This is a genomic window from Succinatimonas hippei YIT 12066 (assembly GCF_000188195.1).
Taxonomy (GTDB): domain Bacteria; phylum Pseudomonadota; class Gammaproteobacteria; order Enterobacterales; family Succinivibrionaceae; genus Succinatimonas; species Succinatimonas hippei.
Genome location: NZ_GL830973.1, coordinates 24,577 through 37,680 on the forward strand (window position 1 = coordinate 24,577; position 13,104 = coordinate 37,680).

The following is a 13,104-nucleotide window of genomic DNA, read 5'->3' on the forward strand; positions in this document are numbered from 1 at the left end:
TTAATAAAAACCTTATTTGAACATCGGTGTAGACAGATACCGATCTCCGGAGTCTGGAATAATTACGGCGCTTATTTTACCCTGATTTTTAGGATCTTGCCCAAGTTTACGTGCAGCACATAATGCCGCCCCTGATGAAATGCCGCAGAAAACTCCTTCAAGACGACAAATTTGAGCACCCATTGCATAGGCTTCTTCATCTTTAACGGTTATTACATCATCAATAAGGCTAAGATCCAGTATGGAAGGAATAAAGCCTGCTCCTATTCCTTGAATTCCATGCGGTCCGGCTTTGCCGCCTGATAAGACGGGACTTGATGCCGGTTCAACAGCTATTACTTTTATATGAGGATTTTTTTCTTTTAGATATTTTGCAGTACCGCTTAAGGTTCCGCCTGTTCCTACTGTTGCGATAAGAAAATCAAGTTTACCGTCAGAATCCTCCCAGATTTCAGGGCCGGTGGTGAGATAGTGGGCTTTAGCATTTGAAGGATTATCAAATTGCAGCGGCATATATGCATTTTTATGTTTTAACACATATTCTTTTGCCGCTTTTATTGCTCCAGACATGCCTTCTTTTCCGGGGGTCAAAATAATTTCCGCTCCGAAGGCCTTAAGCATAGATCTTCGTTCAATACTCATGGTCTCAGGCAGGGTCAAAATTAATTTCATTTTTAAGACTGAGGCTATTAAAGCAAGACCTATACCTGTATTGCCGGATGTAGGCTCAACTATTATCGTGTCAGCATTAATAAGATTATTTTTAAGAGCGTCTTTTATTATTTGATAGGCGGCTCTATCTTTAATGGAGCCTCCTGGATTATACATTTCAAGTTTTGCTAAAACAGTAGTATTAAGATTGAATTCTTCTTTAAATTTTTTAAGATTTAAAAGAGGGGTTTTGCCTATAAGCTCGAAAATATCATTATAAATATGCATCTTCCAGTCCTCTTAATTTGTTTAAAAAAGTAAATGTAATCAATAAATTATAATTTTATTTTAAGAATCACGATTATAACTTTAACAGCATTTGGTAAAAACGAAGCATGACGCTCTATTTTGGTGCGCATAGCTGTTCGATTAAAACTGATACTTAATTGTAAAACTCGTTTTTTTATTTAGGGAAGAGAAAGAATAATCTCATATTTAATAAACAGTTATTTATATGAATTTAATAGATTTTAATTAGGTCTTAAAGAGCAGGGCTTTTTTTATTTATTGTTTTGCATAAGAATGAAAAAAGATTAACTTTTCTTGAAAGTAAGGAGACTTATATGGATTTTTTAGAGTTAATGCAAAAGCGCTATACAACAAAATATTATGATTCGTCTAAAAAAATTTTGCAGCAGGATATTGATAAGATTTTAGAGTGCGTAAGACTTGCTCCCAGCTCCGTGAACTGTCAGCCTTGGCATTTTTATGTGGCTGGGGATGAAAAAAGCAAGGCAAAAATTCGTGATTGCATTTTAGATTTTAATTTTCCGCGTTTTGATAATTGCTCCCATGTGATTGTTATTTGCGGTAAAACCGTTGTTAATGATGAACATTTTGAAAAGGTGCTGGTGAAGGAAGAGCAAGATGGCAGACTTTCAGATCCTGAGGTAAAGAAAGCACAGGATAAAAGTCGCAGATACTTTACCAATTTACATGCAGATAGTGAAAAAGATATGGCGGCTTGGAGTGGTAAGCAATGCTATATCGCTTTAGCTACTATACTTTATGCGGCAGCTTCCATGGGAATAGACTCTACGGCGGTTGAAGGCTTTGATAGTAAGAAAGCTGATGAGCTTTTAGGCCTTAAAGACAAAGGTTTGACTTGTCATTGTATTGTTTGTCTTGGCTATCGTGATTCTAATGATTCTAATTTGATATTAAAACGCCCGAAATCTCGTTTAAACAAAGAAGATATCTTAACTAATTTATAATTATATATTAGATATTTATTATTAAATATTTAATTTAATTAATTGATTTTTATTAAGATATTTGCAAGTTTAGTATAAAAATATATCGATATATATTTAAAAATGTGCCGTATTTATTGTGTGAGGTTTATACGGCACTTAATTTTGATATTTAAAGATATTAAAAACTAATAAAACATAGCTTTTAATTTAAAGCGGTCAATTTTTTGAGTTGCTGTAAGCGGAATTTTACTTACTATTATTGCTTTGGGTTTTTCATATTTGTTAAGAGTTAAATAGGCGTTATTTATTAGTTTTTCATCAAGCGGTTTTTCACTGATTAAAATAGCTTCCTCTCCGAATTTAAGACTTTTTCGTGCTGTTACGGCAATAGGCGTTTTTATTACAGCACTTAATTTTTCCTCAATTTCTTCAGGAATTAACTTAATTCCTCCGGAATTAATAATGTTGTCGATTCGTCCTTTAATGATAAAGCCGCTTTCATTAATTTGAGCAATATCGTTTGTTTCTAGAGTTTCAGAACAAATTTTAGGAGCTTTGATAATTAAAGTTTTGCGCTCTGACAGACTGACACTAACTCCGGGAAGCGGTTTAAACGCTTTATTTTCCGTACTTATACGCTTTAAGGCAATATGCGATAGTGTTTCAGTCATTCCGTAGCTGTGATAAATTTCGCAGGGAAGATTACATAGTTTGGTATGAAGCTCTTGATCGATAAATCCGCCTCCGATTATGATTTTTTGGCAGCTTGCCAGAATCTTAGTACTTTTTTCTTCGCTTAATGCGCAAAAAGCCTGCATCGGTGTAATAGCTGCAAAATTTAAATTAAGCGGAGCATCTGCAAATGGATTGGCGCAAGGTTTTCTGACTATAAGATTTAATTTCTGGTATAAGGATCTTACTACTACCATTTTGCCGGCTATATGCTCAAGCGGCATACATAGCAGTGCGCTATCCCCTTTTTTTAAATTTAAAAAGGTTACAGTCATAGCTGCGCTTGCAAGCATTTTTCTTTTTTCTGCCCGTATTTCTTTAGGTTTGCCGGTAGAACCTGAGGTTAGTACTTCAACATAATCTTTATTGTTATAAAACTCCTCAATAAATTTTGCCGTTTGATATAAAAAGCTATCTTCTTTGTCTGTAATTGCGATAGTGGCAGCTAATTTTGCTTCTTGCGCTAAATTTTCAGGATAACTTCTGCCATTTAAGTAAATCATGACAAAAAACCTTCAATATCAACTTTATTTAAAGCAGTGCCGTTAAAAGATAAATTTTCTCCATTAAGACATAATGCTTTAAAATCAAGATTGTCGGTAAACAGTTGTCCGGTACCTAAGCCTTGATATCCTTTCAGATTCAAACTTCCGGTGAACTGCGCCAGCACGTTAAGGCCTATGGATGATTCAAGTGCTGAGGTTATCCAATAGCCGATATTATGATTTTGAGCCAGCTTTATCCATTCGATGGTACTTTTTAGTCCGCCGTGCAAGGTCGGTTTTAAGACGATAAAATCAGGGTTTATATGTTCAAGCAAAAATTCTTTTTCAGCTCTGTCATTAACACCGATAAGCTCTTCGTCAAGAGCAATCGGAATAGGACTGTTTTTGCAGATTTGTGAAAGACTCTCATATTGCCCGGCTTTTATCGGTTGTTCTATTGAGTGAATATCATATTTTGCAAGAGCTTCAAGCTTATTTAGAGCATTTTCAGGGGAAAAAGCTCCGTTGGCATCGACTCTTAAAGTTAAATCTTTATCTGAAAATTCACTTCTTATCAATTTTAAAAGTTCAAGCTCTTTTATAAAATCAATGGCTCCGATTTTTACTTTGATACATTTAAAGCCGCTGTTTACTTTGGAAATAATTCGCTGACGCATCGTTTCGTAATCGCCCATCCAGATGAGGCCGTTGATTTTTATAGGAACTTTACCTTGTGTAAATCCGTTATTAAAAAGCAGAAGTGATTTTCGATCTTCATGCAGCAAAACACTTTCAAAGGCAAATAAGATGGAAGATTCATGTTTAAGAGTAGATAAACTGAAGTTTTTATCGTAGTTTGCTCTGGCAACGAAAGCTTCAAGTTTTGATTCAAAGCTTTGTTTATCCGTATATTCGGCACTAAGACCGGGAAGCGGAGAACATTCACCTATCGCCGTTATGATCCCGTTTTTTTCTATGGTAAGAAAATAACAATCACGGGTAGTGTAATATCCGCGGGAAGTTCCGGCTTTAAACTTGAAATGAAGTTTTTTACGGTAAAGCTTAAATTCTTTTGTCATATTTTTTCCTTGATTAAGGGCAGCGCGGTTTAAGATTAAATTCAGGTTTTCTTTTTTCTAAAAATGCTTTGCCGCCTTCTTGCGCTTCATCGGTCATGTAATAGAGCATAGTGGCATCACCCGCAAGTTCCTGAATTCCGGTTTGTCCGTCGAGCTCTGCATTAAGTCCGGCTTTTATCATTCTAAGAGCCAAAGGGCTATGTTCCATCATTGTTTTAGCCCATAAAACGGTTTCATTTTCAAGCTCATTCAAAGGGACTACTTTGTTTACAAGTCCCATATCCAAAGCTTCTTTTGCAGAATATTGACGACACAAAAACCAAATTTCACGAGCTTTTTTCTGACCTACAACACGGGCCAGATATGAAGAACCGAAACCGGCGTCAAATGATCCTACTTTAGGTCCGGTTTGTCCGAAAATGGCATTTTCTGAAGCAATTGACAGATCGCAAACGACATGAAGAACATGTCCTCCGCCGATTGCATAACCGTTTACCATGGCTATTACAGGTTTTGGAATAGTACGAATTTGTTTTTGAACGTCAAGAATATTAAGTCTTGGCACCCCGTTTTCATCAATATATCCTCCGCGACCTTTTACGTGCATGTCTCCGCCTGAACAAAAGGCTTTATCACCTGCTCCGGTTAAAATGACGACTCTGATGTCGCCGCGTTCACGGCAAATATTAAAAGCATCAATAAGCTGCATGACCGTAGTAGGGGTAAAAGCATTACGATATCGCGGACGGTTAATGGTGATTTTGCCTATACCATCATAAAAATCAAAAAGGATATCCGAATATTCTTTTATAGTCTGCCAAGTGCGCATATATATTTCCTCTCTTAATCCAAATTGGCTTTTAGTTTTAATTGGGCTTTGAATATTTTTAAAGCATCAATATCTTTTGTTTTATCGGTAATCACTTCCATAAATTTGTTGGTGTTATCATTACGGATAAATTCATCAAAGATTTTAAGAAATCCGTCATTATCTGTTACTTCATAAGTTTTAAAACCGCATTCTTGAGCCCATAATCGTCCTTTAGCCTGATGTTCTGCGGTAACGAATTTGCTGGATCTTTCATCAAGTGTAAGTCCGGGAAGCGCAGCAAAAATTTCACCGCCTGAATTATTGAATAAAATTATGCGTAAATTTTGTTTAAGCTGTACATTCCATAAAGCGTTCATATCATAGAAAAATGATAAATCTCCGATTAGTATAAAGTGCAGTAAATCAGGTATGGCGCAAGCTGCACCAACGGCAGCAGACAGAGAGCCCTCAATGCCGTTAACACCTCGGTTTGAGTAGACGCTTATAAATGGCGGCAATTTAAAATATGATGCATAACGTACAGTCGAACTGTTTGCCAAATGTAAGCAGCACGGGAAATCAAGCTTGGTTAAAACCGATTTAGTAATTCCTATCTGACTGTAGGGAATAACAGTTTTCTTAGGATCTAAGCTAAAAGCGAATTTGCTTGCATGTAAATCGTTTTTAATATTATCTATTCGGCATAAATAATTTATTGCATCTTGAAAAGAAGCTTTGATTACATAGCGCAGCTGCGTAAAAACGTCATAGATTTTACCGTCATCATTGATGGCAATATGAGTGCATTCGATTTTTCTGATAAATTGCTTTAGTTGTTTTGAAACGATGTGCCCGCCGAGACTGATTACAAGATCGGGATGCAAATTTGTGTTGTGATTCGTTATTGACTGAAATATTCCGTCACCAGCATAAATAAATTTTGCACAGTGCGCATTTCCTATATGTTCACAATAGACGGTAAATCGTTGTGCAAGAGCTTCTTTTTCGCTTTCACTTAAACGGTAGTCTATATCGTTTTGTCCCAGCACTAACATGATTTTGCGATGTTTGAAAATGACTTTATCGAGATCACTTAATAATAATCTATTTATTACTCTGACCGCAGGCAGACAGTTTTCTTTAAAGCTGAAAAACGGATCGCCAATCGGCACGTTTAAATGAACAGGGGCAAAAGGTCTTTCGGTAAGTGCAAGTAGGGCTTCATTACATACGCGGTTGCACATCCATTTGTCCGTATCATCTTTTATTTCATTTAGTGTCCCCGAATATTTAACAAGAGAATGAAAAACGTCAGTTTGATGGACGGTTTGTCCGTCCATCTGTCCAATCCAGGCTGCGCTCCTGTCTGCAGATATGATTAAAAGCGGTAATTGGCGATAAAAAGCTTCTGCTACAGCCGGATGCAGGTTCAAAAGAGCAGATCCTGAAGTAACAATGACGGCACAAGGTTTTTTTAAGGACAGAATTATTCCGAGAGCAAAAAAACCGGCAGATCTTTCGTCCGTTATGGAGTAACAGGAAATATCTGAAAATTGAGAAATTCCCTGTACAATCGGGATATCTCTGGATCCGGGACAAAGTACCGCATGTTCGATACTGTGCGCCTTAAGTAAAGAAATAAGTTCTAAAACATTTTTTTTGTCTGTAAACATTAAATAAGATCTCTTAAGGTTTTAAGTTTGTTTTCTGTTTCCTGCCATTCATCTTCAAGATCCGAGCTTTTAAGTAATCCGCCTCCTGCATATAAAACAGCAAATTGTCCATTAAAAAACATGCATCTTAAATTGACAAACAGATGCAGATTATTCGGAGAAATTAGTCCTATATATCCGGAATAATAATTTCTTTTGTAACCTTCATTTTTCACAATGAATTTTAGTGCCGCATTTTTAGGTAAACCGCATACTGCAGGTGTTGGGTGAAGACTTGCTGCCGCAGAGTGTTTGTCGATCCCGTCATTTAAAACTGCCGTTATTTGGGTGAGCAGGTGTACCACCGGACCTGCATCATGGGTTACGGGTCCTGCTGCAGATATGCTTTTGGCATAGGGTTTAATTCTTGAAATAATAAAATCTGTAACCAATTGCTGTTCTTTAATATTTTTTGACGACCACTCGTAGTGATTATTTAAGCTTTTAGCCATGGTTCCGGCAAGAGACATAGTCTTTAGTTCATTGTCGGCAACAGAGGCAAGGATCTCGGGACTTGCTCCCATGAAGATACCTTTTGATCCTACTTTTGCCATATAACAAAACGCATTTGGATAAGTTTTGCACAGATCTAGAAAACTATGACTTAAATCTTTTTTTAAAGGGCAAAAATAGGGTCTTGATAAAACTAATTTGGCAAAGTTTTCTTTAACTAATTCTTGTTTGAATTTTGAAAATGCACTGCAGTAATCTTTATAAGCTTTTTCATTTGCTGTTTTACAAAAAGAATTGATTTTTTCTTGTGACAAGGGTTCTTTGTTGTTTGTTTGTTCATTTAATGTTTTTTCAAAATTTAAGTGAGAGTAATTTTTATGAATGAAGTTGCAAATGTGTTTAATATCTCCTTGGGTATGCATACAAACATTAAGATATAAAGGTTTGTCGTCAGGATTAAACGGGGCGATAACAAAAGTTTCTTTAGAATTATTGTTTTTTTGAATAGATAAAAAATGAATTTTGTTATCTTGCATATTCCGGAAGATAACAAAATCCTCATTTGAAGATAATAAAATTCGTATCGAATGAGTAAAAATGTTAATGTCGTTTAATGGAAAAAGCATAAAGTATCCGTATTATTTTTTCAGCGTTACTACCATGTTTGTCACGCTTGCTTTACAAAGAATTTCATCACATGCATTTAAAACCAAAGCATCAAAAACATGAAGAGAGTTGCCTATTTTTACCGGCAAAACTCTGCAAGTAACGGTCTCTCCTAGATTGGCGGTTCTTAAATGATTGGCTGAAACTTGTACTCCCAAAGCGGTTTTATCGGTGTTTTTTAAAATATGTAAAGATAAGGTTCCGGCACATATTTCGCATAAAGCAAGTGAAGCGCCGCCGTTTAAGAATCCGTGAACTTGGCTTGTCCTTTCTGTGACAGGCATTGTTGCGATTAATTCTTTTTCGGTAATTTTAGTAAAAGAAATACCTAAAAAATCCTGCATTGAAGAAGCTGATAGTTTCATATACTTTATTACCTTGAAGTTAAAATATCGGTATTCTACTCTAAAATTTTAAATATTTAGTCATAATGACTTTGGTAAAGAGTTTTTTAGCTTTACCATATAAAAAACATTTAATTAAGGCGGACGATTTTATGAGTAATTTAAACTCTGTTTTTCCTTTAGAGCGTCTTGATGAAATTCAAAAGCACCCTGAGGATTTCAGATTGCTTGAAAGAATTCCCCTAACTGTAGACGGCATCAATACTAAATTGCCGATTAAACTTAATGAGCCTCAAGAAGGTGAACGCGTCCATCATGTAGTCTTTTTAGATACTGAAACTACCGGTATGGACTGTAACCAAGAAAAAATTATTGAACTTGGCATGGTTAGGGTTACTTACTCATTTGATCGCAAACTCATGCTGTCCATTGATAGAATTTATGATGAGTTTGAAGATCCCGGAAAAAAAATTCCTTTGGAAATTCAGCAGCTGACTCATATTACAGATGAAATGGTAGCAGGACATCGCTTTGACAATGATTCGGTTTCGCAAATTCTTGCCGGTCGTCCTTTAGTTGTTGCTCATAATGCTAAATTCGATCGTCCTTTTTTTGATAGAAGATTTCCTACATTAAGTGATTTATCTTGGGCTTGCTCTTTGTCCGGAGTAAATTGGGATGCTTTAGGAGATAACGGACGAAAACTTGAGTTTTTGTGCCAGGTTCGCGGTTGGTTTTACGATGCGCACCGTGCCTATGATGACTGTCTTGCGCTTTTATGGCTTATGCATATTGAGCCTGAAGCCTTTGAGATGCTTATTAACAGCGCATTGCGTCATGAATACAAGATTTATGCCGTAGGTTCGCCTTTTGATATTAAAGATAAGCTTAAAGCTTTAAATTATCGTTTTGATCCTGCCCGTAAATGTTGGTATATAAATGTTCAAAGCGAAGATGAAGTTAAAAAACAAATGGATATGTTAAATCAATACTACGATGCTTCTGCAGCGCAAATTTTAAAACTAAGTGCAAAAAATCGATATAAATCGTAAAAATACGGTAGGATACGCACATGTGATTAAAATGATATTTTATTGTTTTGTAAGAAATTTTTAGTTTAAAACATTATAACATCAACACATTGAACGTTTGAGCATGATGTTATCGTCTTGTTTAAGTTGAGTTTTTTGCACAAAGTTTTCAAGGTTAAAAAATGAAAGATTTAAAAAATGCAGGAACTTCCTTTTTACAGGAATTTAAGAAATTTGCAATGCGCGGTAACGTTATCGATATGGCGATAGGTGTCGTAGTCGGTACGGCTTTTTCCAAAATTGTTTCATCTTTAGTCGCTGATGTTATTATGCCGATATTAGGTGTAATCGTCGGATCCGTTGACTTTAAAGATTTGGCTATTACATTACGGGATAAGACTGAAACTCAAGAAGCAGTAATATTAAATTATGGGGCTTTTATTCAAACCGTTTTTGATTTCCTGTTAATTGCTTTGTCGATTTTCATTGCTATGAAAGTTATTATTAACATTCAAAAACGGTTTATTGCTCAAGAAGATGAAGCTAAAGCTAAGGATGAAGCTGCGGCAGCGGCTAAACCTGATCCTCAGATTGAGCTTTTAACTGAGATCCGTGATTTAATGAAAAACAGTGCAGCAAAGTGATGTTTTGTTTAGCGCTCATAAATTAAGCTATTAGGCCGTATTATTGCAATAATGAAAAAATATAAAACACGTCGTGAATAAGCACTATACCTTTAAATTTTATCCTTAATGCTGTATAGTTTTAGGGTTATTTTGTTTGTGTAAAGTTTTCTTTAATTAATGCTGAGTGAAAATTTGGGGGTTATTATGTTTACTTATGAGTTCGGAATGCAGGAAACCCTCGCAATAGCAGTAGCTTTGCTGCTTCTTGGCAGATGGATAAAGAATCAGATACCGCTTTTGAAAAGGTTTTTTATTCCGGCTCCGGTTATCGGCGGAATAGTTTTTTCTTTTTTCACTTTGTTCGGTCATGAGCTTGAATTATTTCAATTTACCTTTGACAGTCAGTTAAAAAATTTATTAATGCTTGCCTTCTTTACTACAATCGGTTTTTCAGCGTCATTCAGGATGCTGGTTAAAGGCGGCATCAGTGTAATGATATTTCTTTGTGCCTGCATCGTTTTAATTTTGATTCAAAACTGCGTCGGTATTTCTTTAAGTTACATGTTCGATTTAAATCCGCTTATGGGCCTTGCCGCAGGTTCTATTGCTTTGACCGGCGGACACGGAACGGCTGCAGCTTTCGGTCCTGAACTTATTAAAGCCGGGCTTGATGCAGGACTGACTGTTTCTGTTGCCGCCGCTACTTTCGGATTGATAGCCGGCTGCATGATAGGCGGTCCTGTCGGAAAAGCACTATTAGCTCATTACGATTTAAAATCATTTCGTACCAAGAAAACTACCGATAATGCAGAGATGGTGGAGGGTAAGCTTACTAAGGAGCAAAAAAACATCAACGAGTATCTGCTCTTTTCCGCAACCACATTTATTATTGTGTGTATGGGTATCGGCTATTTCATCATTCTTGGCTTAAACTATTTGAATATCGTTTTGCCTGCATATTTGGGACCGATGATGGTTGCGGCTTTAGTGCGCAATGTGATGGATAAAAAGAATCTTGAAATGCCGCTGCACTCTATCAATGTTATCGGAGGTATTTCTCTGCAGTTTTTCTTGGCAATTGCTCTTATGACTATGAATTTGTGGGAGCTTGCCACGTTGGCTATTCCTTTGATTACAATTTTGTTGATTCAGACTTTGGTCATGGCTCTTTTTGCTTACTTCGTAACTTTCAGAATTATGGGTAAGGATTATGATGCTGCCGTTATTGCAACAGGTCATTGCGGTTTCGGTTTGGGAGCCACTCCGAACGCTATGGCTAATATGGAGACCTTTACCGGAGCCAACGGTCCGTCGCCTAAAGCTTTCTTCGTTGTCCCGATTGTCGGTGCTTTATTTATTGACTTTGTAAACGCTACGATTCTTACTATTTTTATCAATATTCTTTGATAGCTGTATTTTTAGCCCGCAAAATCTTTTTGTGGGCTTACTGTAAATGATTTATTAAAATCTTGTGTTGCTGTACGGTTTTTTTGTCATGCCTTGTCGGTTAATTTTTTCTTTTATAAGCTTGAACTGTAGGGCGGAATATTTGCTAATGTAAACATATGAATCAAACCGGACTAAGTGCAGTTGTATAAAGTAAAGACAACTAAAAAAACATGAAAAATACAAATATGCGGCAAATGCCGATATAAAAGTTGCCCGAAACATCTTGTAGGTCTTGCTAATAATATAGGTTGTCGTGCAGGTCTTGGTAAATGGCAGCATAAAGCTTGCGATTATTGTAGAGAGAGGGCCTGTTTAATTATGGAAAGGGATGCTAATAAGAGCTGTTTATATATGATGTTGTAATTCGGCAGCATATAAGCTGCCGAAGATATCAGTAGTTGAAGATTATTTTTTAATTGTTGTTGATAAAGTTTTAGATTTTTTATTAATTGCAGAAAATTTATCCAAAATAAAACAGATTACGAATACGGTAAAGGAAGGCAGAAGCCATGCTAAATTCGAATCGTATAAAGGAAGAATTTTAATGAGCGCTTCCGGGATGATATGAAAACCTGCACTGTTGCAGCCGTCAACCAGACCGAAAGCCAAGGATAATAGAGCCGGAGGAGCAATAACGCGTGCGGCATTATTAAAGAAGCTTGTAAAAAAACTTGCAAGAACAAGCACAATAAACATCGGATAAATAGTAATTAAAAAAGGTATTGATACCTTAATTAGGTGAGTTAATCCAAGATTGGAAATAAGTGTCCCGAAAAGTGAAATAGCGATAACGTAGGTGCGATATTTTATTTTGGTGATTTTTGAAAAATAGCTTGAACAGGCACAGGTTAATCCGATAGCTGTGACAAGGCATGCAACGATAATCAGAACACCCAAAAATATGTTGCCGGCAATACCGAAAGTCATATTAACGTAAGCTGCAAGGACTTCCGCTCCGTTTGTAGATCCGTTCGCGATATTAAAAGACTCATTACCGAGCTTGAACAAGCATATATAAATGAAAAGCAAGCCTAGTCCGGCTATAGAGCCGGAGATAATTGCATAATGAGTTATTTTTTTACGATCGTTTATACCTCTTGAACGGATTGCATCGACAATCACGATGCCAAAAGCAAGCGAGGCTAAAGTGTCAAGTGTTAAATAACCGTTTATGACTCCTTGAGAGAAGGGTTCATTTACATATGGACCATTAGGTATTTCACTTACTCCTGCTTTAATGAACCAAGCCGTTAGACACAATATAAGTAAGGCAGAGATCTTGATCGGAGACAGAATTTTGCCGACGGTATCAAGAATTTTTGCAGGATATAAAGCGAACAAAAAAGATATAGCGAAATAAATTACCGAATAAATAGGAAGGTAGGAGAGTGTATGAGTAAAGGGAGTTATTGCAAGTTCATAGGCTACAGTAGCAGTACGAGGAATGGCATAGAGAGGACCGATGCATAGGTAACATAAAACCGTCATGATAAGACCGAGCTTTATACCTATAGGAATTGTAATATACTGCAGAACTCCGCCTACGCGAGCTAATGCTATAGCGGCGATAACAGGAAGACCGACACCGGTTAGGATGAAACCTATTGCAGCCGGCAATACATGATCTCCTGCCTGCAAACCGATAAAAGGAGGGAAAATAATATTTCCGGCACCGACATATAAAGCAAAATTAGTCATGCCGAGCAAAATTATGTCTTTTAGGCTTAGTTTGGTCATAGTGTGCATGAAAAATATTTAAGGTCGCGAGATTATGCCATAAAATAACGCATTTGCACTAAAAAAGTGAAT

General features: G+C 36.5%; 12 protein-coding genes. 4 read left to right on the top strand and 8 right to left on the bottom strand.

Annotated elements, in window-relative coordinates; translation table 11 throughout:
* Nucleotides 1-12 precede the first annotated feature (12 nt).
* Nucleotides 13-939: a cysteine synthase A gene (cysK, locus tag HMPREF9444_RS03530; protein ID WP_009142980.1), complete on the bottom strand. Its 927-nt coding sequence runs from the start codon at nucleotides 937-939 to the stop codon at nucleotides 13-15.
* A 335-nt stretch (nucleotides 940-1,274) separates the two neighbouring features.
* Between cysK and nfsB the strand changes: the two genes are divergently transcribed.
* A complete protein-coding gene (gene nfsB, locus HMPREF9444_RS03535) occupies nucleotides 1,275-1,925 on the top strand; it encodes an oxygen-insensitive NAD(P)H nitroreductase (protein WP_009142981.1) in 651 nt (216 codons plus the stop codon).
* A gap of 167 nt (nucleotides 1,926-2,092) precedes the next feature.
* Here the strand turns inward: nfsB and HMPREF9444_RS03540 are convergent, their stop codons facing one another.
* The 6 genes from HMPREF9444_RS03540 to HMPREF9444_RS03565 form a co-directional block, all read right to left on the bottom strand.
* The gene (locus HMPREF9444_RS03540; RefSeq protein ID WP_009142982.1) at nucleotides 2,093-3,142 is read right to left on the bottom strand and encodes an AMP-binding protein; all 1,050 of its coding nucleotides are present in this window, start codon (nucleotides 3,140-3,142) and stop codon (nucleotides 2,093-2,095) included.
* Entirely contained in the window at nucleotides 3,139-4,203 is a 1,065-nt protein-coding gene (locus HMPREF9444_RS03545; protein ID WP_009142983.1) for an o-succinylbenzoate synthase, read from the bottom strand. The genes HMPREF9444_RS03540 and HMPREF9444_RS03545 overlap by 4 nt, the downstream gene beginning before the upstream one ends.
* A gap of 13 nt (nucleotides 4,204-4,216) precedes the next feature.
* Complete coding sequence (gene menB, locus HMPREF9444_RS03550) at nucleotides 4,217-5,032, bottom strand: 1,4-dihydroxy-2-naphthoyl-CoA synthase (RefSeq protein WP_009142984.1); 816 nt, start codon at nucleotides 5,030-5,032, stop codon at nucleotides 4,217-4,219.
* Between the two features lie 14 nt (nucleotides 5,033-5,046).
* Nucleotides 5,047-6,687, bottom strand: coding sequence for a 2-succinyl-5-enolpyruvyl-6-hydroxy-3-cyclohexene-1-carboxylic-acid synthase (menD, locus tag HMPREF9444_RS03555; RefSeq protein ID WP_009142985.1), 1,641 nt, complete (start codon nucleotides 6,685-6,687; stop codon nucleotides 5,047-5,049).
* Nucleotides 6,687-7,715 carry a chorismate-binding protein gene (locus HMPREF9444_RS03560; protein WP_009142986.1) on the bottom strand — a complete coding sequence of 343 codons (1,029 nt, stop codon included), beginning with the start codon at nucleotides 7,713-7,715 and terminating at the stop codon, nucleotides 6,687-6,689. Before HMPREF9444_RS03560 ends, menD begins: the two co-directional genes overlap by 1 nt.
* Before the next feature lie 102 nt (nucleotides 7,716-7,817).
* Entirely contained in the window at nucleotides 7,818-8,210 is a 393-nt protein-coding gene (locus HMPREF9444_RS03565; RefSeq protein WP_009142987.1) for a PaaI family thioesterase, read from the bottom strand.
* A gap of 131 nt (nucleotides 8,211-8,341) precedes the next feature.
* Here HMPREF9444_RS03565 and HMPREF9444_RS03570 point away from each other — a divergent pair, with 131 nt between their 5' ends.
* From HMPREF9444_RS03570 to gltS, 3 genes are all read left to right on the top strand, one after another.
* Complete coding sequence (locus HMPREF9444_RS03570) at nucleotides 8,342-9,241, top strand: 3'-5' exonuclease (protein ID WP_040909168.1); 900 nt, start codon at nucleotides 8,342-8,344, stop codon at nucleotides 9,239-9,241.
* A gap of 161 nt (nucleotides 9,242-9,402) precedes the next feature.
* The gene (mscL, locus tag HMPREF9444_RS03575) at nucleotides 9,403-9,864 is read left to right on the top strand and encodes a large-conductance mechanosensitive channel protein MscL (protein WP_009142989.1); all 462 of its coding nucleotides are present in this window, start codon (nucleotides 9,403-9,405) and stop codon (nucleotides 9,862-9,864) included.
* Nucleotides 9,865-10,050: 186 nt separating this feature from the next.
* The gene (gene gltS / locus HMPREF9444_RS03580; RefSeq protein WP_040909169.1) at nucleotides 10,051-11,253 is read left to right on the top strand and encodes a sodium/glutamate symporter; all 1,203 of its coding nucleotides are present in this window, start codon (nucleotides 10,051-10,053) and stop codon (nucleotides 11,251-11,253) included.
* Between the two features lie 447 nt (nucleotides 11,254-11,700).
* Here gltS and brnQ read toward each other — a convergent pair whose 3' ends face one another.
* Complete coding sequence (gene brnQ, locus HMPREF9444_RS03585) at nucleotides 11,701-13,032, bottom strand: branched-chain amino acid transport system II carrier protein (protein WP_009142991.1); 1,332 nt, start codon at nucleotides 13,030-13,032, stop codon at nucleotides 11,701-11,703.
* Between the last annotated feature and the right edge of the window lie 72 nt (nucleotides 13,033-13,104).

Coding starts and splice junctions, on each gene's coding strand:
- menD (WP_009142985.1), bottom strand. CDS start 6,687: ATGTTTACAGACAAAAAAAATGTTTTAGAACTTATTTCTTTACTTAAG.
- mscL (WP_009142989.1), top strand. CDS start 9,403: ATGAAAGATTTAAAAAATGCAGGAACTTCCTTTTTACAGGAATTTAAG.
- menB (WP_009142984.1), bottom strand. CDS start 5,032: ATGCGCACTTGGCAGACTATAAAAGAATATTCGGATATCCTTTTTGAT.
- HMPREF9444_RS03545 (WP_009142983.1), bottom strand. CDS start 4,203: ATGACAAAAGAATTTAAGCTTTACCGTAAAAAACTTCATTTCAAGTTT.
- HMPREF9444_RS03570 (WP_040909168.1), top strand. CDS start 8,342: ATGAGTAATTTAAACTCTGTTTTTCCTTTAGAGCGTCTTGATGAAATT.
- cysK (WP_009142980.1), bottom strand. CDS start 939: ATGCATATTTATAATGATATTTTCGAGCTTATAGGCAAAACCCCTCTT.
- nfsB (WP_009142981.1), top strand. CDS start 1,275: ATGGATTTTTTAGAGTTAATGCAAAAGCGCTATACAACAAAATATTAT.
- HMPREF9444_RS03540 (WP_009142982.1), bottom strand. CDS start 3,142: ATGATTTACTTAAATGGCAGAAGTTATCCTGAAAATTTAGCGCAAGAA.
- gltS (WP_040909169.1), top strand. CDS start 10,051: ATGTTTACTTATGAGTTCGGAATGCAGGAAACCCTCGCAATAGCAGTA.
- brnQ (WP_009142991.1), bottom strand. CDS start 13,032: ATGACCAAACTAAGCCTAAAAGACATAATTTTGCTCGGCATGACTAAT.
- HMPREF9444_RS03565 (WP_009142987.1), bottom strand. CDS start 8,210: ATGAAACTATCAGCTTCTTCAATGCAGGATTTTTTAGGTATTTCTTTT.
- HMPREF9444_RS03560 (WP_009142986.1), bottom strand. CDS start 7,715: ATGCAAGATAACAAAATTCATTTTTTATCTATTCAAAAAAACAATAAT.